Here is a 22421-nt window from a genome sequence, read left to right on the forward strand (position 1 = left end):
TTTATTTTCAATAGGTTAAAACAGATTGCGTTAAATTGAGAAAAAGGCCATGATGAAGAAAACCACTATTTGGTAAAAATCGCCATGCGTGAACAAGACAATTTACTGGGTGAATCGGACCGTTTTCTCGCCGTGTTGGATCATGTCAGCCAACTGGCACCGCTTAACCGTCCTGTTCTGATTATGGGTGAGCGCGGCACGGGGAAAGAGTTGATTGCACAGCGTCTTCATTATCTCTCCGCCCGTTGGTCACAACCACTAGTGAGCTTAAACTGTGCGGCGCTCAGCGAAGGGTTGATCGACTCAGAGTTATTCGGGCATGAAGCCGGTGCCTTTACCAGCGCCAAAGGCCGGCATGCGGGGCGCTTTGAGCGAGCAGAAAGCGGTACCTTGTTTTTAGACGAGATAGCGACCGCGCCATTAGGTGTGCAGGAAAAGCTGCTACGCGTGATTGAATATGGCGAATACGAGCGTGTTGGCGGCACATCTCCTCTGCGTGCCGATGTGCGTCTTGTCTGTGCCACGAATGAAGATTTACCCGCCCTTGCCAAACAAAACGCTTTTCGTCCCGATTTGCTTGACCGGCTGGCGTTCGATGTCGTTCATCTCCCGCCACTTCGTGAGCGTCAGCAAGATATTCTGTTGTTAGCTGAGCACTTCGCGATGAAAATGGCCGTGGAGCTTGGCTATTCGCTGTTTGCTGGCTTTTCGGCACAGGCTCAATCTCAACTTCTCGCTCACACCTGGCCAGGTAATGTGCGCGAGTTAAAAAATGCGGTTGAGCGCGCCCTCTCTCGCCACAATGATCCTAGTACACCCATCGACACGATATGTTTAGACCCTTTTTCACCACCTTGGCGCACAGCGGATGCCGAGGCACCTGTGCCCATTGAGAGAGAGGCATTGCCGTCATTGCCCCTGGACCTTCGCCAGTGGCAAACCACGCAAGAACACGATTTGGTCACAGCGGCCCTGTCACAAGCCAACTATCATCAGAGAAAGGCCGCGCAGTTACTCGGCCTGAGCTACCATCAATTCAGGGGATTGCTGCGAAAACATCATGTGGGGCAAACCGACTGACGCAACGTGTACGTGCATAGGTACACTCCGCACGCAAAGAAACATCAGATAGCCCCTACTTTGCTTGGTGGTAAAGCCGTTTCAGTGGTAGATTACGGGGTTTACTTTGATAGCTGATTTTACTTGGTTTATGCGCGTTTTTTTCCAGTATTTGATCCTGGGTGTGAGTGGTCTGCTCCTTGCAGGTTGTGACGCTGCCAGCGATCAACGTGCGGCCGACAATCGTGGCTTTGTGTTTTGCGGCCCTGGCCAGCCTAACACCTTCAACCCTCAGTTGACCGATGGCGGCCTCACGGCTGATACCTTGTCGAGTCAGCTTTATGACCGTCTGCTGCGACTCAACCCCGAGACGTACCAACCCGAGGCGATGCTGGCGAAAAGCTGGCAGGTGAGTGATGACGGTAAAACCTACACCTTCTCTCTGCGCCGGGGCGTGGCATTTCATCGCAGTGTCAAATTCACCCCCTCACGCTACCTCAACGCAGACGATGTCGTGTTTTCCTTTCGTCGCCTTATTAATCCACGCCATCCTTTTCATCGCATTTCCGGTGGTCAGTACCCGTGGTTTGATAGCATGAACTTTGGCGGCTTGGTGACCCAAGTTAAAGCGCTCGATACCTACCGCGTCCAATTTACACTCTCTCGGCCCGATGTCTCTTTTCTCTCCACGTTGGCAACCAACTTTTCGGTGATCCTTTCAAAAGAGTATGCTAACCAATTACTGGAAGCGGGTACGCCAGAGAAGCTCGATACCTATCCGGTTGGTACCGGCCCGTTCGCGCTAGCTGAATATCAACCGCGAGAGTTTATTCGACTACGCCGCCATTGGCAGTATTGGCAAGGCCCTGCGCCGATGGAGCAGGTGGTGTTTGATGTTTCAACGCGCGGCACAGGGACGCTTGCGAAAATGCTGACGGGCGAGTGTGATGTGCTCGCCTCTCCGGTTGCAAGTCAGCTTCCCGTGGTTGTCGGTGATGAACGCTTCAGTTTGTCGTCGCAAACGGGCATGAATGTGGCTTTTATCGCCCTCAACACCCGTCATCCTGCGCTTTCGGAAGTGGAAGTGCGTCAAGCGATTAATCTTGCGATTGACCGGGGAGCCCTGCTCAGTTCGGTCTATTATGGCACGGGCGCGCCCGCCACCAGCTTGCTTCCGCCTATGTCATGGGCTTACGATCCAAACCGAAAAACTCAGCACGATCCCAAACTGGCCGCAGCACTCCTTGCCAAAGCAGGCTATCGCCATGGCTTTAGTGTCGATTTAACCGTGCCGCTAAAACCGACCGCGTTTAATCCCAGCCCACGTAAAACCGCAGAACTAATCCAAGCGGACTTGGGTGAAATTGGCATCGACGTCAATATTATTCCGGAAAAAACGGTTAATCGCGCGTCCATTCGCCAAGGTGATGATAGCCACGATATGGTATTAACCGGATGGGTAGCCGACAACGGCGATCCCGATACGTTTTTACGTCCCTTGCTCACCTGCAACGCGAAGTTTACCGGTTGGAACATTTCTAATTGGTGTAACCGCTTTTTTGACCAAACACTGAATCAGGCGATCGCCACGGACAAGATAGCCAAGCGCAAGGCGTTGTATCAGGCCGCTCAGACGATTCTCGACCGTCGCATGCCCGTTATTCCGCTCGCCCACGGTATTCAGCATCAAGTGCGTGATGCTAGCCTGACGGGGCTCACGATGACGCCCTTTGGCGCGGATAGTTTCGCCGATGTGTCGCGGGAGCACTAACTCATGCTGATTTATACGTTACGACGCCTCAATCTGTTCTTAATCACGCTAGTGATCCTCACCTTGGTCGCCTACAACATTATGTTGCTGGCGCCCGATTCACAGTGGCACCAATTTGATTACTGGATAGGCTGGATTTACTACATTCGACAGTTGCTCGATGGAAACCTTGGCTTGGCCGCCAGTGGGTCGCCGGTTGTTGACACCCTGGCACACGTCGCGCCTGCTACCTTGGAACTATGCTTTGCCGCGCTCTTTATCAGCTTGATTGTGGGCGTGCCCTTGGGCACGCTGGCTGGCATTCGTAGCCAAGGGCCAGCAGATAAAGTGATTTCGTCATTTGCCCTGGTGGTGTTCTCCATCCCTACATTTTGGTTAGCTATCCTCTTTATCATGGTTTTCTCACTCGACTTGCAGTGGTTTCCGGTATCAGGGCGCTATAACCTTTTGTATGAGATCCCGCATATTTCCGGTTTCGCGCTGGTGGATTTATGGCTGTCAGACTTACCGCTACAAGGCAAGGTCGCCTCTGATATTGTCCGTCACCTCGCACTTCCCACCTTGACCCTTGCGGTGGTCCCTACCACAGAGATCATCAAGATGGTGCGCGACTCCATGGCTTATGTGATGCGCCAGAACTACATCAAAGCGGCAGCGACCAAGGGACTATCAAAAACGGAAATCGTGCTTCGCCATGGGATGAAAAATGCCATTCCACCGATCATCCCTAATTTTGGCCTACTGGTTTCCACCATGGTGACCTTTGTCATCATCGTTGAGTCAGTATTCAACTGGCCTGGGATTGGGCGCTGGCTGCTCGATACGCTCATCGCTAAAGATTATGTGTCAGTACAAGGCGGCGTTTTGGTCATTGGTGGGTTTGTGTTACTGATTAATATCATCTCGGATGTATTAGGGGCTTTTATGAATCCGCTGGTAAGGAAAAAATGGTATGCCCTCAAATAGTGTTTACGTTGAACAGCATATCCCTACCCAATTTGAGCGCACCTGGAATGCATTTCGTCGCAACAAGCTTGCGGTGATTGGCTTTTGGTGCCTGGTTGGGCTCATCCTTGTCACCTTATTTGCCCCTCTACTCGCCCCGTGGAGCCCGCAGCATCAAACAGGTCACTTACTGATGGCGCCCTCTTGGGTGCAGTCAGGGCAAATTGAGTATTTTTTAGGGACCGATGATCTTAGCCGCGATATGCTCTCGCGCCTGATTGCCGGCTCTCGGCTCACCTTTGGTTATGCACTGATGACCGCATTGGCCGCGTCACTTATCGGGGTCGCGGTTGGCGTGCTAGCCGGGATGACCAAGGGGCTCAAATCGAGTGTGTTGAATCATATCCTAGATAGTATTCTCTCTATTCCTTCGTTACTGTTGGCCATTATCGTGGTCGCCTTTTTAGGGGTGGGCGAAACCCAAGTATTGCTCGCTATCTGGCTGTCACTCATTCCACGGATTATCCGCGCGGTGTATACGGCCGTACACGATGAGATAGGGAAAGACTATATCATTGCCGCGCGCTTGGACGGTGCCAATGATTTTTATCTGCTTTACCATTCAATTCTACCCAATATCGTCACGGTACTGAGTACCGAAATTACCCGTGCTATTTCGGTGGCGATTCTTGATGTGGCGGCACTCGGTTTTCTAGGCCTTGGAGCACAGCCGCCGGCGCCAGAATGGGGCGCCATGTTAGGGGATTCTGTCGAGCTGATTTTCACGGCGCCTTGGACTGTCACTCTGCCTGGAATGGCGATTGCGTTCAGTGTGTTGGTTGTTAACCTAGTTGGTGAGGGGATCAGCCAAGCCATCAATGCAGGAACTGAATAATGCCGTTACTTGATATTCGACACCTGACCATAGAGATAGAAACCCCACAAGGTATGGTGAAAGCCGTCGACCGTATGAGCTTGACCATCAATGACGGTGAGATTCGTGGTTTGGTGGGGGAATCCGGCTCAGGCAAAAGCTTGGTGGCCAAAGCCATTTGCGGCGTAACTAAGGATCAATGGCATGTGACCGCCGACCGATTACGTTTGGGTAATATCGACCTATTAGAACTGCCCGCGCGCGAACGTCGCCATGTGGTCGGCAAAGACATTGCGATGATCTTCCAAGAGCCTTCCACGTGTCTTGACCCATCCGAAGTAGTGGGTCATCAGCTTGAAGAGGCCATTCCACCCGCGTCATTTTCCGGCAGTTGGTGGCAACGCTTAAACTGGCGCAAGCAGCATTCTATCGCCTTGCTGCATAAAGTGGGCATCAAGGATCACAAGCGGGTGATGGAAAGCTATCCGTATGAGCTTACCGATGGCGAGTGTCAAAAGGTGATGATTGCGATGGCGATTGCTAACCGCCCTCGCCTATTGATTGCAGATGAGCCGACCAACGATTTGGATCCCATTACCCAGGCGCAGATATTCCGTTTACTGAGTCGCACCAATCAGTTATCTAACACGACAATCTTGCTGATTAGTCATGATCTCACCTTGGTGACGCGTTGGGCTGATAGGATCACCGTGATGTATTGTGGCCAGTCGGTAGAGTCCGGTAACCGCGAGCAAATTTTAACCACGCCGCACCATCCTTATACGGATGCTTTATTACGGACGATGCCTGATTTTAGCCGCGACATTCCCCACAAGAGCAAGCTCGAAACCTTGCCTGGCTCAATACCACCACTGCAGCATCTGCCCATCGGTTGTCGACTGGGGCCGCGTTGCCCATACGCACAGCGTAAATGTGTCGAAACGCCCCATACGCAAAAAGTGAAAAACCATAAATTTGCCTGTCATTTCCCGCTCAACATGGAGAACAAGCATGGCCGCTCTTCTTGAAATTGATGGGCTCACCAAAGATTATCACCACCGCACAGGGTGGTTGAGAAAGCGTGTCACCCACGCGGTGAAGCCGGTCTCTTTTTCTTTGGATGTCGGGGAAACCATTGCCTTTGTGGGCGAGAATGGCTCAGGAAAATCAACCCTAGCACGCATGATTGCTGGCGTTATCGAGCCAACGGCAGGCGAAATCCGGGTCAATGGTGAGACGCTGCGTTACAAAGATTACCAAACCCGCTGCAAATTGATTCGGATGATCTTCCAAGACCCGAACACGTCGCTCAACCCACGCAACCAAATCGGCCAAATCTTAGAAGGCCCCTTGCGGCGAAACACCAATATGACCCCGCAAGAGCGAGGTAAGCGCATTAAGAACACCCTCTTGCGGGTCGGCTTGCTGCCGGAGCATGCTTACTTTTATCCGCAGATGCTGGCAACCGGCCAAAAACAGCGGGTATCACTCGCCAGAGCCTTAATTTTGCAACCGAGTGTCATTGTCGCCGACGAGGCGTTAAATGGTCTCGACATGTCCATGCGCTCGCAAATCATTAACTTACTGCTTGAGCTTCAAGATGAGATGGGCTTGTCTTACGTGTATGTGTCGCAGCATATGGGGGTGATCAAACATGTCACCGACAAGCTGATGGTGATGCAAAAGGGCGACGTGGTGGAATCGGGTAATACCGCTGACATTTTTGCCAACCCGCAACACAGCTTGACACAAAGGCTGATTGACAGTCATTTTACCGCACCGGTACTGGATAGGCGGTCGCGCAAATCAGTCAGCGCCCGCCCATAATGGCGAACACGAGCGGCGCGATCCATGGCCGCTCTGTTAACGCGTCCCCTGCCGCTCTCTACCTCGTCAAGCGCTTAGCTTGAAACATTGGCGAGCTCAGTCATTAGCAACGGCGATTATTGGCAACCACAATTGCTAGTAAACGCGATTGCTAGTAAACGCTAGTGTTAGGCGCTTAAGTTACTCGCAACCCGAGTTACTCGGCACTTTGGTCATTCAACGATTGGTTAATTGACGCAAGCACAGCAGCGGGGTCCGCCGCTTGCGTGACAGGGCGACCTATGACGAGATAATCAGAGCCGGCTTGTACCGCTTGCTCGGGCGTCATCACTCGGCGTTGGTCACCCTTGTCGCTCCCGGCTGGGCGTATACCTGGCGTGACTAATTTAAAGGCGTCCCCACACTGTGCCTTAAGCAGGCTCGCTTCCTGCGCGGAGCAAACAACACCATCAAGGCCTGCCTGCTGCGTCAGACCCGCAAGGCGCTGCACTTGCGCCTGTGGCGATATCTGAATACCACTGTCTGCCAAATCCACCGCCGTCATGCTGGTTAACACGGTCACACCAATCAGCCAAGGGCGGTTGCCCCCATAAGGCACTAAGGCTTCACGTGCAGCAACCATCATGCGTTCCCCGCCAGCGGCGTGGACGTTGACCATCCAAACACCCAGCTCTGCCGCTGCCGCGACCGCTCGTGCACACGTGTTCGGGATATCGTGAAATTTAAGGTCGAGAAAAACCTCGTGCCCACCCGCATGCAGCTGCTTAATCAATGCCGGCCCAAATAAGGTGAACATTTCCTTGCCCACTTTTAAGCGACATGAACCTGGTTCTATCTTCTCGGCAAAGGCCAAGGCGTGGTTCATATTCGCATAATCAAGTGCCACAATGACTTTTGGGTCGTGCATGTTGTCTCCTAGTTCCTTGTTTACGATTCATCTCAGCAGGTATACCGCCACGATAGATAAAAAAACGGCGATGCTTGCGCATCGCCATTATTCACCATCAAGCCCTCGAATTGGCTTGATTGCCCCCCAGCTTTTGCAAGAAGGACATTGCCAGTAGAGCGAGTGGGTCGAGAAACCACATTTTCGACAACGATAATGCGGCTTCACTTTCATCTGTTCCGCCACCAAGTCTTTTAGCGTGTTCAGACTGGTTTTTGCGCGTCCCTCTTCCGCTTGCTCAACATGGTATTCCATTAACTTGTGAAAGCCGCGCATGGTCGGATTGCGAGTAAGCTGGCGGGTGAGAAAGCTTTGCGCCATCGCGATATTTTCGTTGTTACCGATCACTTCTGATAGCATCAACTCCGCGCTCACCCCAGCATTCTTTTCAATGCATTCTTTTAAAAACCGAACCAGGTGCATTTCACGTCCTAACGCGCGATAGCTCTCCGCCAACAGTGGTAACGCCTCACTGACAAAATCCGCATCCTGCTCAAGGATGTTCTCTAGCTGCTTGATGGCGCCTTTATAATCTTGGTGCTCAATATCAAGCTTGGCCAGCTTCAAGCTGGCGCGCACGCAACTTTTATCATACGACAAGGCGCGACGTAGCCATTGCCGTGCTTTATGTTCGTCGCCATCGGCGAGCTGTTGCATCGCCAGTTCGCAGTGAAAATGAGCGATGTCTTTACGTAATTTTTGTTTGCCCATTTTGACCAGTTTGCTCGCGGTATCAATCGCGTTTTCCCACTCTCGGGTTTGCTGAAAGATGGCTAACAACTGCTGAAGGGCAAATTCTTGATAATCTGGCTCATCCACTAGCTCAGAAAATATCTTCTCTGCGCGATCAAAAAACCCGGCGACCATGTAATCTTTGGCCAGTTGTTGCATGGCAAGGTTACGTTGATCAAGCGTCAGATTAGGGCGAGCAATCAGGTTTTGGTGGATGCGAATGGCGCGATCGACTTCGCCCCGAGAGCGAAACAGGTTGCCTAGGGCAAGGTGAGTGTCAATGGTCTCGTTGTCGACCTGTAAAAGCTCAATAAACAGATCAACCGCTTTATCAGACTGTTCAGACAGCAGCAGATTCAGCCCCGCCACATACTGGCGAGACAAGTGATGTGACTGTTCTTGCCGTCGATGACGAGCATTCCTGTTACCCATGTACCAGCCATAACCGGCGGCAATAGGGAGCAACAGAAACAACAGCTCTAGCATGAATTATTGTTCCTTTAGCGGGTCCGTACGCAATTTATCAAGTTCTTTGCGTTGCTTTTCCACCTGTTTACGCAGCCCTCGAGCGGTCACTCTCGCTTTTAGGTATAACGCACCGCAGACTAACCAGCCGATGCCAAAGCCAATGACAAAGACAATACCCAAGATAACAGAGAGACGAAACTCACCTTGGGCGATTAAGTAGTTAAAGTTGACCACATCTTGGTTTTGCGCTCCCAGCGCCAAGGTGATCAGAAAACATAACACCAGAAACAGAATGCCGAGTATTTTCACAAGTATTCCCTCATTGCGAAAGGCCTAGTGCCTCTTCAATTATGGCAGAACGACAAGATGCGAGGCACTTGTCACTGTGAACGTTTGCTTGATACAACAAAACGTTACTAATGCACCCTTGGCCCGTGCTATCCACTCGCATGATGGCAAGCGACAAGGTTTAGTTGTGGGTACAAGATCTTACACAGAAGGTATGATTATGCAGGAAATTCGCCACGCAAGCTATGATCGATAGACATAAAAAAACGGCATACCTACAGCATGCCGTTTTTTTCAGCGTCTATCGCTTAACCATAGATGTTAACGCGATCACGAAGTTCCTTACCAGGTTTGAAGTGAGGGACGTATTTACCGTCAAGCTCAACTTTTTCCCCTGTTTTCGGGTTACGCCCCACGCGAGGCGCGCGATAATGTAGTGAGAAACTACCAAAACCACGGATTTCGATCCGATCACCGCTTTCAAGTGTGGTCGCCATATGCTCAAGGATTTCCTTGATAGCATCCTCTACCTGCTTAGCAGACAGATGGGCTTGCTGACTACAGAGCCTTTCAATTAACTCAGATTTGGTCATAGACACCCCGCTTTAGTATGTTTCTCAACAGTATAAATGCAGAGGGGGAAAATTTCCCCCTCAACTTATACATTATTCGCTCTTCGCTGCTTTAAACGCGTCAGCCATAGCATTACCGATAGCGCCTTCATCAGATTTGTTCAGGCTAGCCATCGCTTCTTGCTCATCAGCTTCGTCTTTCAGACGAACAGACAGGTTTAGCACGCGGTTCTTACGGTCAACACCGGTGAACTTCGCTTCAACACTGTCGCCAACTGAAAGCACTTGAGTCGCGTCTTCAACACGGTCACGCGCAGCTTCAGAAGCACGCAGATAACCTTCAACACCGTCGGCTAGCTCAACCGTTGCGCCTTTCGCGTCAACAGCCGTTACCGTACCGTTAACGATAGCACCTTTCTTGTTAGCTGCCAGGTAGTTGTTGAATGGGTCTTCTTCCATCTGCTTGATGCCAAGTGAGATGCGCTCACGCTCTGCGTCAACCTGAAGAACCACTGCTGAGATCTCGTCGCCTTTCTTGTATTCGCGAACGGCTTCTTCGCCAGCCACGTTCCAAGAAATGTCAGACAAGTGAACCAGACCGTCGATGCCGCCGTCTAGACCGATAAAGATACCGAAGTCAGTGATTGACTTGATCTTACCAGTAACACGGTCGCCTTTGTTCTGAGTTTCAGCGAATTGCTGCCATGGGTTGGCTTTACACTGTTTCAGACCAAGGCTGATGCGACGACGCTCTTCGTCGATGTCCAGAACCATGACTTCAACTTCGTCACCCACGTTAACCACTTTAGATGGGTGGATGTTCTTGTTGGTCCAGTCCATTTCAGACACGTGTACCAGACCTTCAACGCCTTCTTCGATTTCAACGAAGCAGCCGTAGTCAGTCAGGTTGGTTACACGGCCAGTCAGCTTGTGACCTTCTGGGTAACGGTTAGCAATAGCTACCCATGGATCTTCACCCAGTTGTTTCAGGCCGAGTGATACGCGAGTACGCTCACGGTCAAACTTCAGAACCTTAACGTTGATTTCGTCACCAACATTAACGATTTCTGATGGGTGCTTAACGCGCTTCCACGCCATGTCAGTGATGTGAAGCAGGCCGTCAACGCCGCCAAGATCAACGAACGCACCGTAGTCAGTCAGGTTCTTAACGATACCTTTAACTTCCATGCCTTCTTGCAGAGAAGCTAGCAGCTCGTCACGCTCAACGCTGTTTTCTGACTCGATAACCGCACGACGAGAAACCACAACGTTGTTGCGCTTCTGGTCAAGCTTGATTACTTTGAACTCGAGCTCTTTGCCTTCCAGGTGAGAAGTATCACGTACTGGACGAACGTCAACCAGTGAACCCGGTAGGAACGCACGGATGCCGTTCAGTTCTACGGTGAAACCACCTTTCACTTTACCGTTAATAACACCGTTAACGGTTTCAGCTTCTTCGTACGCTTTCTCTAGCTGGATCCAAGCTTCGTGACGCTTCGCTTTCTCACGAGAAAGCTGAGTTTCACCGAAACCATCTTCCACTGCGTCCAGGGCTACATCGACTTCACCGCCGATTTCAATTTCAAGTTCGCCAGCAGCGTTCTTGAATTGGTCAGCTGGAATAGACGATTCAGATTTCAGGCCTGCGTCAACCAGAACGAAACCGTTCTCGATAGCAACAACAGTACCCTTAACAATAGAACCTGGGCGAGTTTCGATTTCTTTTAGAGACTCTTCAAAGAGTTGAGCAAAAGATTCAGTCATTATATTTAAATCTTCAATTTGATAAACGTCCACGGGTATCCTACCGCATGGGGTTGTTAAATATGTTAGCTATCATCCTTGCAGCTAACGGTTATAGACTGCTTATGCAGCCGATAATTTGCTTTCAATAAACGCCAGTGCTTGTGCAATCACTTCATCGATTGATAACGACGTTGAGTCTAGCACTAATGCATCTGACGCGGGGCGCAATGGTGCCACCGCTCGATTGCGGTCACGATCATCACGCTCTTGAATTTCGCTTAAAAGGCGGTCAAAGGTAACATTAACCCCCTTGCCTTGCAACTGATGCTGGCGCCGGCGTGCGCGTTCTTCTGCGCTAGCATCAAGGAAGATTTTCGCCTCCGCTTGCGGGAACACCACGGTACCCATATCACGGCCATCAGCAATCAAACCTGGCTCGCCGACAAACGCACGTTGACGACGCAACAATGCCTCGCGAACACGCGGGAGTGCAGCGACTTTCGACGCTTGATTACCCACCTGCTCTGTGCGTAAGGTGCCCGATACGTCTTCCCCTTCGAGAATCACCTTCACCAGATCACCTTCGGCGATAAATTGAACGTCTAGGTTCGCAGCCAGCGGTACCAACGCGTCTTCCGATGAGGTATCCACGTCATGATGAATCGCCGCTAATGCCAAAACACGGTAGATGGCACCAGAGTCTAGCAAATGCCAGCCTAGTGTCTCCGCCAACCGCATACATAAGGTTCCTTTTCCTGCACCACTCGGTCCATCTACTGTAATCACAGGCGCCTGTGTCGGCATAAATCTCTCCACGTTCGTCAACTTTACTCGATTCGCTTCGCTTGAGGCGTTAAATGGGTTTGACGCCTGCCATACCGTGACGCGACAAACACACCGTTTGCCCAACAAGCACATCGATAAATCGGCGCATAGTATAGAAGAAATCCGGCTGGAAATCATTGCTGCTGCGTGGATATCAGCAGCAATGTGTTGCAGCATGGTTATTTCGTGGTGCTGATTGCCGCGAGCTTCTCGAAATAATCAGGGAAGGTTTTTGACGTACAGCCCGGGTCATTAATAGTGACGGGCGTATCACTCAATGCGACCAACGAGAAGCACATCGCTATCCGATGATCGTCATAGGTATCGATGGCCGCGTGGTGTAACTGCTTTGGTGGCTCGATGTACAGATAGTCTTCGCCCTCTTCAACCACAGCGCCCACTTTTTTCAGCTCGGTAGCCATGGCATATAAGCGATCGGTTTCTTTAACACGCCAATTGTACACGTTGCGAATCCATGTCGGCCCTTCTGCAAACAAGGCCGCGACGCCAATGGTCATCGCTGCATCAGGAATATGATTAAAGTCCATGTCGACGCCTTTAAGCGTCTTTCCACGGGCGAGAACATAATCCTCTCCCCACTCAATCTCGGCGCCCATCGCCGCGAGTGCGTCGGCAAACTGGATATCACCTTGCACACTATGACGCCCGATGCCCGTCACTTTGACTTCACCGCCCTTAATCGCGGCCGCCGCGAGGAAGTAAGAAGCGGATGAGGCATCACCTTCTACCATAAAGTGACCTGGTGATTGATAACGCTGTCCAGCTGGGATCACAAACGCTTGGTAGTTATCATTTTGTACCTCAACACCAAACTGCGCCATGATTGCCAAGGTAATATCAATATAAGGCTTAGAGACAAGCTCCCCTTTAATGGTGATCCGGGTCTCTTGCTCAGCAAACGGCGCGGCCATCAGTAGTGCGGTGAGAAACTGACTCGAGATGCTACCATCGATACTCACATCGCCACCTACCAGGCCAGTGCCTTGGATACGTAGTGGCGGATAGCCCTCAGTTTCAAGATACTGGATATCAGCACCAATCGCATTCAGGGCGTCAACAAGGTGGCCAATAGGACGCTCTTTCATCCGTGGCTCACCCGTCAGGGTGACGTCACCCTCTCCCAAGCATAGTGCCGCCGTCAAAGGGCGCATCGCCGTTCCCGCATTACCGAGAAACAGCGTGGTTGGCTCGGCGAGATGAAACGGCTGTCCCAGCCCTTGTACCACACATTCGGTGCGATCGCTGGACAATTGATACTCTACTCCCAACGCGGTAAACGCATTGAGCATATGACGTACATCGTCACTATCCAGTAAGTTGGTTAGTCGAGTGGTGCCTGAGGCTAGAGCGGCGAGGAGTAATGCGCGATTCGACACGCTTTTTGAGCCGGGAAGGTTAATCTGGCCGTTGACATAAGAAATCGGGGAAAGTGTCAGTTGCTCCATTCTGGTTTATATCCGTGATGCTTAGTGCCCCCAGAGTAACCAAAATACCGGCAGTCTCACAATTATTATTTTTATCACCGTCAGTGAAGAGAAAGCAAAAGCCGCCTCCAACAAGGAAGCGGCTCGTTTTTCACACGGTTTTCTACTTAACACCGTTAAAAGACGCAGCCATCGCTACCGTCTGTCATTAGCCATATTTTTTCTCGAACTTGGCCATAAAGTCGACCAACGCTTGCACCCCTTCAAGGGGCATGGCGTTATAGATAGAGGCTCGCATGCCACCCACATCTCGGTGGCCTTTCAGCGCATGTAAGCCTTGTTCCGTTGCTTCAGCGAGGAAAGTCTCATCCAGGTCGCTGTTCGCCAACTGAAACGGCACATTCATCAAGGAACGATTGTCTTGGTGAATGTCATTACGATATAAGCTCGATTGATCAATAGCTTGGTAAAGCAGGGCTGCTTTTTGTTGATTGCGTGCATAAACGGCTTCAATCCCGCCTTGTTTTTTCAGCCATTTAAAGACTTCGGCGGCCAGATACCAGGCAAAGGTCGGCGGCGTGTTGAACATCGAGTCTTTCTCTACCAAGACCTTGTAATTAAGCACACTAGGAAGTACATCTCGCGCCAGTCCCAATAAGTCGTCACGTACAATCACCAGGGTCAGCCCTGCAGGGCCAATGTTCTTTTGCGCACCGGCGTAGATCACCCCATATTTAGATACGTCAATCGGACGTGACAAGATGGTCGATGACATATCGGCAACAATGGGTTTATTGGTCTCAGGCAAATCATTAATTTCAATGCCATCAATGGTTTCGTTAGGGCAGAAATGGACATAGGCTGCATCATCACTCAGTAGCCAGTCTTTCGCCGGCGAGATTGCACGTTTTCCCTCTCGCTCGCGGCGAACATTGATAACGTTGGGCGTACAATAGCGCTTGGCCTCTTTGACCGCACTTTCTGCCCAGTAACCGCCATCGACATAGTCTGCGATGGTGTGGTTCCCCATGAGATTCATGGGCACCGCGGCAAACTGTGCACGCGCGCCCCCTTGGCAAAATAGAATATGGTAGTTGTCAGGAATCACTAGGAGTTCGCGCAAATCTTGCTCTGACTGACGAGCAACGTTTAAGAATGCTTTGCTGCGATGCGACACTTCCATGACCGAGGTACCAAGGTCTTGCCAATTCATCAATTCTTTTTGTGCTTTTAGCATCACTTCACGCGGCAACATCGCGGGGCCTGCGGAGAAATTATATACCTTATCCATGTTGGGGAGGGGCTCCTGCTTATTCATCACTTGTGGCCAGGAGGCCTACAAGGATTGACTCTGTTTTAAATGGTGTGTGATTGATTTAACACGTTTCGCGCGCAATTTGAAAGCGCCAACGCAGATTCGATCACAATTTCCATGCTCTCCTGTCAATAGGCAATAAAAAAGGGTGCAGTTCACTGCACCCTTAAGACGTTATCTAAGAGACGACTTACGCGTTTTGATCATCATCAGACGCGGGCGACTGATCGTTATCATCGCGTTGATCATCATCGGTAGGCGCTGATGCCTCGCTGCCGTCCGACTGAGTGGTTGTCCCGGCTTCATTGGCCAAGGCTTCCATCTCATCTTCGTCTGGCTCTTCGATGCGCTGTAGGCCCACCACTTTCTCGTCATCACTGACGCGAATCAAGCGTACACCTTGGGTGTTACGCCCCACTTGACTCACCTCTTCTGCGCGAGTACGGACTAAGGTCCCCGCATTAGTGATCATCATCAGCTCATCGCCTTCACAGACTTGGATGGCACTGACAACGTCGCCATTACGCTCAGAGACTTTGATCGAAACCACCCCTTTGGTCGCACGACTCTTGGTTGGGTATTCTGCCAACGCTGTACGCTTACCAAAACCGTTCTCGGTCACGGTCAAGATTTCCGCATTCTCTTGCGGCACAATCAAAGAGACGACCTGATCGTTTTCAGCCAATTGAATGCCTCGTACCCCCGCGGCGGTACGACCCATCGCGCGAACGGTGTCATTCGATGCGAGGAAGCGCACTACTTTACCGAATTGCGAGAACAGCATGACTTCACTGCTATCATCAGTGAGCTGGGCCCCAATCAGGCTATCGCCCTCACGCAAGTTCACTGCAATGATCCCGGCGCTACGTGGACGGCTAAAGTCAGTCAGTGGTGTTTTCTTCACGGTACCATGAGCTGTGGCCATAAAGACGTATTTGTCTTCTTCATACTCACGCACTGGCAGGATCGCGGTAATACGCTCATCTTCTTCCAGCGGGAGTAGATTCACAATTGGCTTACCGCGCGCATTACGCGATGCATGCGGCAGCTGATAGACTTTCAGCCAGTACATACGCCCGCGCGTCGAGAAGCACAGTATTGTGTCATGGGTATTAGCAACCAGCAGTCGCTCAATGAAGTCTTCATCCTTCATTCGCGTCGCTGATTTCCCCTTACCGCCACGGCGCTGCGCTTCATAATCGCTCAGAACCTGATACTTAACGTAACCATCGTGTGACCAGGTCACTACCACGTCTTCTTCATTGATAAGATCTTCAATATCAATGTCTGCACTCGCGGCAGTAATTTCGGTGAGGCGTTTATCGCCAAAACCATCACGGACGGCTTCGAGCTCTTCGCGGATCACTTCCATCAAGCGCTCGGTACTGGCCAAGATATGCAGCAGCTCCGCAATTTGCTCGAGCAGGCCTTTATACTCGTCCAGGATTTTTTCGTGCTCAAGCCCGGTGAGCTTGTGCAAACGTAAATCCAGAATCGCCTGTGCTTGTTGTTCAGTGAGGTAGTAAGAGCCATCATCACGGGCACCAAATTCTGGCGCCAACCATTCAGGACGCGCGTTTTCGCCACCCACAGCTTCCAACATGGCAGACACGCCACCGAGTCCCCAACCTTGATCTTGTAGCTCTTGTTTGGCTACCGCAGGCGTAGGGGCTTGACGAATAAGCTCAATGACTTCGTCGATGTTCGCCAGTGCGACCGCCAAGCCTTCCAAGATATGGGCACGGTCACGGGCTTTGCGTAATTCATAGACCGTGCGACGTGTGACCACTTCACGGCGGTGGTTAACAAAGCACTCAAGCATCCCTTTTAGGTTAAAGAGCTTCGGCTGGTTATTATCCAGCGCCACCATATTAATGCCGAATGACGTCTGTAATTGGGTTTGCGCATAGAGGTTATTAAGTACTACCTCAGCCACCGCATCACGTCGACACTCAATAACAATCCGCATGCCGTCTTTATCAGACTCATCGCGTAGCGCGGAAATGCCATCAATTTTCTTGTCTTTAACCAGCTCGGCAATCTTTTCAATCAAACGCGCTTTGTTGACTTGATAGGGGATTTCATTGACAACAATGGTCTCTTTACCATTTTTGTCGGTTTCGATATCCGCCTTGGCACGCAAGTAGATTTTTCCACGCCCTGTTTTATACGCGTCTTCAATCCCTTTGCGACCATTAATCATTGCCGCTGTCGGGAAGTCTGGGCCTGGAATGTGCTCCATCAGCTCATCAATAGTGATATCTTCATTATCGATATACGCCAGACATCCGTTAACAACTTCGGTAAGGTTGTGAGGTGGGATGTTGGTTGCCATCCCGACCGCAATCCCGGAGCCGCCGTTAACCAGCAGGTTGGGAACACGCGTTGGCAATACGTCCGGGATTTGCTCAGTACCATCATAGTTCGGCACATAATCCACGGTTTCTTTATCGAGATCGGCAAGCAGCTCATGGGCAATTTTCGCCATGCGCACTTCGGTATAACGCATTGCGGCTGCTGAATCACCGTCGATGGAGCCGAAGTTACCTTGGCCATCTACCAACATGTAGCGCAGTGAGAACGGTTGCGCCATGCGCACAATCGTATCGTATACCGCACTATCACCATGCGGGTGATATTTACCGATTACATCGCCGACCACACGGGCCGATTTCTTATATGGCTTGTTCCAGTCGTTGCCAAGTACGTTCATCGCGAATAATACGCGGCGGTGTACTGGCTTTAGGCCATCACGCACGTCAGGAAGAGCTCGGCCAACAATGACGGACATTGCATAGTCGAGATACGAGCTTTTTAGCTCCTCTTCGATATTGACTGGCGTGATCTCTTTAGCAAGATCGCTCATGGAGCCAACATCCCTCAAATAATGTTTGCGTATTCAAATACGTGACCACGGAGAATAACACAAACCCTCTTTGGAGACACGCGAATATGGCTAAGATGTATCACGGATCTCGTTAGCAGGCGCTCTGAACGCGTCTACACGGACAAAAAGCCACCACTTGCGTAGCTAACTATGGTTTTTTTACGAGGAAAGCCCACAAGGTGTCTGAGCGCGAAAAAGGAATAATTAGCTTAACTTGAGCACAAGATCACTTTTTTAGCAGGCGCCGAAATATCAACCATACTTAGAAGTGACGTGCCTGACCGACCTAACGTTGGTCAACTTGATACTAAAGAGGAGGCATGATGCTCACTCGTATCGTTAACGCGATTGGTGCCTGCCTAATAGCAGGCAAATACCTTTTGGCTGGAATAATAGCGACCAGCGCCATTTTAACCGCGGCGTAACGCCGCTCCCTTCTGCACGGCGGTGGCTGGCCGTCGTGCTATTTCTTTACCTCTACATGTTACCTCCCACTCAGCGTCGCCGATCCCTATTCACGACACCCACCGGCCCCGCGAGAAGCACGGCTTCTTTTTATCGCGTTGGATTTCGTTATAATGCAGCAAAACCGATAAGGAAGCTGCAGTTATGAGCCAAGTACCCAATGTCGATCCGGCAGAAATTCAAAAATTCGAGGATATGGCCTCGCGTTGGTGGGATTTAGAGGGTGAATTTAAACCTTTGCATCAAATCAACCCATTACGCCTCGATTATGTCTTGGATAAAGCGGGCGGATTATTCGGCAAAAAAGTACTTGATGTCGGATGCGGCGGCGGCATCTTAGCCGAAAGCATGGCTCAGGAAGGAGCGGAAGTGACAGGACTGGATATGGGAAAAGAGCCTCTCACCGTCGCGCGGCTGCATGCCCTCGAAGCCGGAGTCGATGTGCACTACATCCAATCAACCGCGGAAGAACATGCCAGCAGCTATGCGCAGCAATACGACGTTGTCACTTGTATGGAAATGCTCGAACACGTGCCTGAACCCGCCTCCGTGATTCAAGCCTGTGCACAGATGGTAAAACCCGGTGGTCATGTTTTTTTCTCGACACTGAATCGCAATGCCAAATCTTGGCTGTTCGCGATCGTCGGCGCGGAGCATGTGCTTAAATTGGTTCCCAAAGGCACCCATGAGCACCATAAGTTTATTCGCCCCTCAGAGCTGATGAACATGATTGATAACACCCCGCTAACGGCCAAAGACATGACAGGGCTGCATTACAACCCGGTGTTTGATACCTACAAACTTTCCCACGCCAATGTCGATGTGAATTATCTCGTTCACACCGTCTCGCCCTAGCCGACTGATAAGGAGCTCGCCAGCATGACCCCATCGACCATTCTCTTTGATTTAGATGGCACCTTGCTCGACACCGCCCCCGACATGGGTGAGGCCGCTAACCGCGTCCTCGCCGAGTTTGACTTGCCTCCTTTAACACGCGAGCAAATTTATACCCATACAAGTTTCGGTGCGCGCGGCCTGTTAAGTGCTGGGTTTGGCGAACAAGCACAATATCAAGACCCTGTTGCCCTCCGTGCGCGTTTTCTTCATCACTATGGGGACGCGATATGTCATGGCACCCAGCTTTACGCTGGCATAGACACCCTGCTCGATAAGCTGGATCAGTTACGTATCCCTTGGGGCATTGTGACGAATAAGCCCGAAGGGCTCACGCATCAGTTACTCGCCTTCTTCCCACGCCTGCAAAAGGCCAAAGTCATCGTTGGCGCCGATACCTATGCTCATGCCAAACCGCACCCTATGCCTTTGCTTGAAGCAGCCAAAAGCCTCAATTGTGTGCCACAACAAGGGCTGTATGTCGGAGACATTGAAAACGATATATTAGCGGCGCGCGCGGCGAATATGGGCGCAGCCGTCGCAGGATGGGGTTACACCGGCGATCAAGCCTTAGTTCATAATTGGAAAGCAGATCATATTTTCGCCAAGCCTGATCAACTTAGCGCCATTCTTGGATCCTAGTCACACCCCACATTTTGTGGGGTTTGCTGTCTTTTCAATCAGTTAAAAACGATCACTGATCATCGCTAAGATCAACCAAAATAAATTTTTTTTATTACCAATTTTTGCCTTTCAGTGATTGAAATTCTCACTAATCTTGTCGGCCTTGCGTCACTAGGTTGGTGATTACTAACTTTAGATATAACATCCCCAAGATATCCACACCCACCCTAACAAAGACTGGCTTGCAAAAAGCAGGTTATATCACTATCTTGTAACCGACTCGGACATCGCCCCCTATATATAGTGTATGAGCGACGAGATGTCCGCATAGAGGCCGACCAAAAAATCATCAGCATTTTATAAAAACTTGCGAAAAAGAGCAGTTTGGCAAGGGAATATTGGGAAAGCATACAAATGAACCAAGAAATTACCGTATTAAAGCGTGATGGACGCAAAGAAAACTTAAACCTCGATAAAATCCATCGCGTAGTGACTTGGGCTGCCGAAGGCCTCTCAAACGTTTCTGTTTCTCTGGTTGAGATGCGCTCTCACATCCAGTTTTACGATGGCATGCGCACGGAAGATATTCACGAGACAATCATCAAAGCCGCTGCCGATCTAATCTCCGAAGAAAGCCCAGATTATCAATATCTTGCGGCGCGTTTGGCCGTCTTCCACTTACGTAAAAAAGCCTATGGCCAGTTCGAGCCACCTAAGCTGGTTGATCATGTCAAAAACATGGTCGAGAAAGGCAAGTATGATAAGCATATCTTGGAAGATTACAGCGAAGAGGAGCTCGATACCCTAGACAGCTACCTCGATCACTGGCGCGATATGAACTTCTCATACGCCGCGGTGAAGCAGCTGGAAGGCAAATACCTGGTGCAAAACCGTGTCACCGGTGAGATTTACGAAAGCGCACAGTTTTTGTACATGATGGTCGCTGCCTGCCTGTTTGCGTCATACCCTAAAGAAACGCGTTTGGACTACATTCGTCGTTTTTATGATGCAGCCTCGCAGTTTAAGATCTCACTGCCAACGCCTATCATGTCCGGCGTACGTACGCCTACACGTCAATTTAGCTCTTGCGTATTGATTGAGTGTGACGATAGCTTGGACTCTATTAATGCCACATCCAGTGCGATTGTTCGCTATGTATCGCAACGCGCAGGTATTGGTATTAACGCGGGCCGTATTCGCGCGTTGGGTAGCCCTATCCGAGGTGGCGAAGCCTTCCACACTGGCTGTATCCCGTTTTATAAATATTTCCAAACGGCGGTGAAGTGCTGCTCGCAAGGCGGCGTTCGTGGTGGCGCAGCAACCTTATTCTATCCAATTTGGCACCGTGAAGTGGAATCGCTACTGGTATTGAAAAACAACCGCGGTGTAGAAGAAAACCGTGTACGCCATATGGATTATGGTGTGCAAATCAATAAGTTGATGTATACCCGCCTACTTAAAGGTGGCAACATTTCCTTGTTCTCTCCGTCAGATGTGCCTGGCTTATACGACGCCTTTTTCGAAGACCAAGACGAGTTCGAGCGTCTATATACCCAATATGAAGCGGATGCCTCTATCCAGCGCGAAACAGTCAAAGCGGTTGATCTGTTCTCACTGATGATGCAAGAGCGCGCCTCAACAGGCCGTATCTACGTTCAAAACGTTGACCATTGTAATACCCATAGCCCGTTTGATGCATCGGTGGCACCTATTCGTCAGTCGAACCTGTGTTTAGAGATCGCGCTGCCGACCAAGCCACTGAACAATGTTGAAGATGAGAACGGTGAGATTGCACTGTGTACGCTATCCGCCTTTAACCTGGGTGCGCTTGAATCACTCGACGAGCTGGGTGAACTGGCCGACTTGACCATTCGTGCGCTTGATGCGTTATTGGACTATCAAGATTATCCGTTACCTGCCGCGCGCAAAGCGACCATGAACCGCCGTACACTCGGTGTGGGTGTGATTAACTTTGCCTATCACCTCGCCAAGCACGGTGTACGTTATTCGGATGGCAGTGCGAATGGCCTTACGCACCGTACCTTTGAAGCGATTCAATATCACTTATTGCGTGCATCCGTGGAGCTGGCGAAAGAAAAAGGCGCGTGTCCTGCGTTTAACGAAACCACTTATTCGCAAGGTATCCTTCCTATCGATACCTACAAGAAAGACTTGGATGCGATTTGTGATGAGCCGTTACACTTGGATTGGGAAACCTTGCGCAAGGATATCCAAACCCATGGTTTGCGTAACTCAACACTGACCGCTTTGATGCCATCAGAAACGTCGTCACAAATTTCAAATGCCACCAATGGCATTGAACCACCACGTGGTTTTGTCTCGGTGAAAGCCTCAAAAGATGGCATTCTCAAACAAGTGGTACCTGAGTATCACAAGTATAAAGATAATTACGAACTGCTCTGGAACATTGGCAGCAATGAAGGCTACTTACAGCTAGTCGGTATCATGCAAAAATTCGTCGACCAAGCGATTTCTGCCAACACCAATTATGATCCGAGCCGACATGCAAGCGGTAAAGTTCCTATGAACCAGCTGCTTAAAGATTTGCTCACCGCGTACAAACTGGGGGTTAAAACCCTGTACTACCACAACACCCGTGATGGCGCGAGCGATGGTCAGTCGGAATCAACCGCGGCGCAAGCTGCTGAAGACGATTGTGCCGGCGGTGCATGTAAGATCTAACACACGACATGCAAAGGGCCTCTGGGCCCTTTTCT

18 protein-coding genes are annotated in these 22421 nt (G+C 50.6%); 9 read left to right on the forward strand and 9 right to left on the reverse strand.

From position 1 onward, the window contains the following. Nucleotides 1–84: 84 nt before the first annotated feature. From pspF to BZG25_RS02610, 6 genes are all read left to right on the forward strand, one after another. On the forward strand, nucleotides 85–1080 hold the full coding sequence (pspF, locus tag BZG25_RS02585) for a phage shock protein operon transcriptional activator (RefSeq protein ID WP_077605956.1): 996 nt from the start codon (nucleotides 85–87) through the stop codon (nucleotides 1078–1080). 130 nt (nucleotides 1081–1210) lie between these two features. Beyond that, entirely contained in the window at nucleotides 1211–2830 is a 1620-nt protein-coding gene (sapA, locus tag BZG25_RS02590) for an ABC transporter substrate-binding protein SapA (protein ID WP_077638497.1), read from the forward strand. A 3-nt stretch (nucleotides 2831–2833) separates the two neighbouring features. Continuing rightward, nucleotides 2834–3796, forward strand: coding sequence for an ABC transporter permease subunit (locus tag BZG25_RS02595; protein WP_077638498.1), 963 nt, complete (start codon nucleotides 2834–2836; stop codon nucleotides 3794–3796). Continuing rightward, entirely contained in the window at nucleotides 3783–4670 is an 888-nt protein-coding gene (sapC, locus tag BZG25_RS02600; protein ID WP_077638499.1) for a putrescine export ABC transporter permease SapC, read from the forward strand. Before BZG25_RS02595 ends, sapC begins: the two co-directional genes overlap by 14 nt. After that, entirely contained in the window at nucleotides 4670–5677 is a 1008-nt protein-coding gene (locus BZG25_RS02605; RefSeq protein ID WP_046073489.1) for an oligopeptide/dipeptide ABC transporter ATP-binding protein, read from the forward strand. The genes sapC and BZG25_RS02605 overlap by 1 nt, the downstream gene beginning before the upstream one ends. After that, nucleotides 5661–6476 carry an ATP-binding cassette domain-containing protein gene (locus BZG25_RS02610; RefSeq protein ID WP_046073490.1) on the forward strand — a complete coding sequence of 272 codons (816 nt, stop codon included), beginning with the start codon at nucleotides 5661–5663 and terminating at the stop codon, nucleotides 6474–6476. Before BZG25_RS02605 ends, BZG25_RS02610 begins: the two co-directional genes overlap by 17 nt. A 196-nt stretch (nucleotides 6477–6672) precedes the next feature. Here BZG25_RS02610 and pyrF read toward each other — a convergent pair whose 3' ends face one another. The 9 genes from pyrF to gyrA all read right to left on the reverse strand — a co-directional run bounded on the left by pyrF (nucleotide 6673) and on the right by gyrA (nucleotide 17679). Then, nucleotides 6673–7383, reverse strand: coding sequence for an orotidine-5'-phosphate decarboxylase (gene pyrF, locus BZG25_RS02615; RefSeq protein WP_046073491.1), 711 nt, complete (start codon nucleotides 7381–7383; stop codon nucleotides 6673–6675). Nucleotides 7384–7470: 87 nt separating this feature from the next. Beyond that, complete coding sequence (gene lapB / locus BZG25_RS02620) at nucleotides 7471–8640, reverse strand: lipopolysaccharide assembly protein LapB (protein WP_046073492.1); 1170 nt, start codon at nucleotides 8638–8640, stop codon at nucleotides 7471–7473. A gap of 3 nt (nucleotides 8641–8643) precedes the next feature. Then, nucleotides 8644–8931, reverse strand: coding sequence for a LapA family protein (locus BZG25_RS02625; RefSeq protein WP_046073493.1), 288 nt, complete (start codon nucleotides 8929–8931; stop codon nucleotides 8644–8646). Between the two features lie 287 nt (nucleotides 8932–9218). Beyond that, nucleotides 9219–9503 (reverse strand): integration host factor subunit beta, encoded by a 285-nt coding sequence (gene ihfB / locus BZG25_RS02630; RefSeq protein WP_046073494.1) that lies wholly within the window; start codon nucleotides 9501–9503, stop codon nucleotides 9219–9221. A 72-nt stretch (nucleotides 9504–9575) separates the two neighbouring features. Continuing rightward, a complete protein-coding gene (rpsA, locus tag BZG25_RS02635; RefSeq protein WP_046073837.1) occupies nucleotides 9576–11246 on the reverse strand; it encodes a 30S ribosomal protein S1 in 1671 nt (556 codons plus the stop codon). 102 nt (nucleotides 11247–11348) lie between these two features. Further along, complete coding sequence (cmk, locus tag BZG25_RS02640; protein ID WP_046073495.1) at nucleotides 11349–12032, reverse strand: (d)CMP kinase; 684 nt, start codon at nucleotides 12030–12032, stop codon at nucleotides 11349–11351. A gap of 200 nt (nucleotides 12033–12232) precedes the next feature. Next, a complete protein-coding gene (gene aroA / locus BZG25_RS02645; RefSeq protein WP_077638500.1) occupies nucleotides 12233–13519 on the reverse strand; it encodes a 3-phosphoshikimate 1-carboxyvinyltransferase in 1287 nt (428 codons plus the stop codon). 187 nt (nucleotides 13520–13706) lie between these two features. Beyond that, nucleotides 13707–14789 (reverse strand): 3-phosphoserine/phosphohydroxythreonine transaminase, encoded by a 1083-nt coding sequence (serC, locus tag BZG25_RS02650; protein ID WP_046073497.1) that lies wholly within the window; start codon nucleotides 14787–14789, stop codon nucleotides 13707–13709. Nucleotides 14790–15003: 214 nt separating this feature from the next. Further along, nucleotides 15004–17679, reverse strand: coding sequence for a DNA topoisomerase (ATP-hydrolyzing) subunit A (gene gyrA, locus BZG25_RS02655; RefSeq protein WP_077579237.1), 2676 nt, complete (start codon nucleotides 17677–17679; stop codon nucleotides 15004–15006). Between the two features lie 630 nt (nucleotides 17680–18309). On the opposite strand from gyrA, the gene ubiG reads away from it, so the two are divergent. The 3 genes from ubiG to nrdA all read left to right on the forward strand — a co-directional run bounded on the left by ubiG (nucleotide 18310) and on the right by nrdA (nucleotide 22386). Then, nucleotides 18310–19020 carry a bifunctional 2-polyprenyl-6-hydroxyphenol methylase/3-demethylubiquinol 3-O-methyltransferase UbiG gene (gene ubiG, locus BZG25_RS02660; protein ID WP_077638501.1) on the forward strand — a complete coding sequence of 237 codons (711 nt, stop codon included), beginning with the start codon at nucleotides 18310–18312 and terminating at the stop codon, nucleotides 19018–19020. 24 nt (nucleotides 19021–19044) lie between these two features. Further along, nucleotides 19045–19701 carry a phosphoglycolate phosphatase gene (gene gph, locus BZG25_RS02665; protein WP_077638502.1) on the forward strand — a complete coding sequence of 219 codons (657 nt, stop codon included), beginning with the start codon at nucleotides 19045–19047 and terminating at the stop codon, nucleotides 19699–19701. 396 nt (nucleotides 19702–20097) lie between these two features. Beyond that, a complete protein-coding gene (gene nrdA, locus BZG25_RS02670) occupies nucleotides 20098–22386 on the forward strand; it encodes a class 1a ribonucleoside-diphosphate reductase subunit alpha (protein ID WP_046073501.1) in 2289 nt (762 codons plus the stop codon). Nucleotides 22387–22421 lie beyond the last annotated feature (35 nt).

The organism is Salinivibrio sp. ML198 (genome assembly GCF_001996015.1).
Taxonomy (GTDB): Bacteria; Pseudomonadota; Gammaproteobacteria; order Enterobacterales; family Vibrionaceae; genus Salinivibrio; species Salinivibrio siamensis.

Bases quoted from the DNA above. Each gene is read 5' to 3' on its own strand.
- BZG25_RS02605 (WP_046073489.1), top strand. From the start codon at position 4,670: ATGCCGTTACTTGATATTCGACACCTGACCATAGAGATAGAAACCCCA.
- nrdA (WP_046073501.1), top strand. From the start codon at position 20,098: ATGAACCAAGAAATTACCGTATTAAAGCGTGATGGACGCAAAGAAAAC.
- gyrA (WP_077579237.1), bottom strand. From the start codon at position 17,679: ATGAGCGATCTTGCTAAAGAGATCACGCCAGTCAATATCGAAGAGGAG.
- rpsA (WP_046073837.1), bottom strand. From the start codon at position 11,246: ATGACTGAATCTTTTGCTCAACTCTTTGAAGAGTCTCTAAAAGAAATC.
- lapB (WP_046073492.1), bottom strand. From the start codon at position 8,640: ATGCTAGAGCTGTTGTTTCTGTTGCTCCCTATTGCCGCCGGTTATGGC.
- pyrF (WP_046073491.1), bottom strand. From the start codon at position 7,383: ATGCACGACCCAAAAGTCATTGTGGCACTTGATTATGCGAATATGAAC.
- ubiG (WP_077638501.1), top strand. From the start codon at position 18,310: ATGAGCCAAGTACCCAATGTCGATCCGGCAGAAATTCAAAAATTCGAG.
- cmk (WP_046073495.1), bottom strand. From the start codon at position 12,032: ATGCCGACACAGGCGCCTGTGATTACAGTAGATGGACCGAGTGGTGCA.
- BZG25_RS02610 (WP_046073490.1), top strand. From the start codon at position 5,661: ATGGCCGCTCTTCTTGAAATTGATGGGCTCACCAAAGATTATCACCAC.
- pspF (WP_077605956.1), top strand. From the start codon at position 85: ATGCGTGAACAAGACAATTTACTGGGTGAATCGGACCGTTTTCTCGCC.
- ihfB (WP_046073494.1), bottom strand. From the start codon at position 9,503: ATGACCAAATCTGAGTTAATTGAAAGGCTCTGTAGTCAGCAAGCCCAT.
- sapC (WP_077638499.1), top strand. From the start codon at position 3,783: ATGCCCTCAAATAGTGTTTACGTTGAACAGCATATCCCTACCCAATTT.
- gph (WP_077638502.1), top strand. From the start codon at position 19,045: ATGACCCCATCGACCATTCTCTTTGATTTAGATGGCACCTTGCTCGAC.
- serC (WP_046073497.1), bottom strand. From the start codon at position 14,789: ATGGATAAGGTATATAATTTCTCCGCAGGCCCCGCGATGTTGCCGCGT.
- BZG25_RS02595 (WP_077638498.1), top strand. From the start codon at position 2,834: ATGCTGATTTATACGTTACGACGCCTCAATCTGTTCTTAATCACGCTA.
- aroA (WP_077638500.1), bottom strand. From the start codon at position 13,519: ATGGAGCAACTGACACTTTCCCCGATTTCTTATGTCAACGGCCAGATT.
- sapA (WP_077638497.1), top strand. From the start codon at position 1,211: ATGCGCGTTTTTTTCCAGTATTTGATCCTGGGTGTGAGTGGTCTGCTC.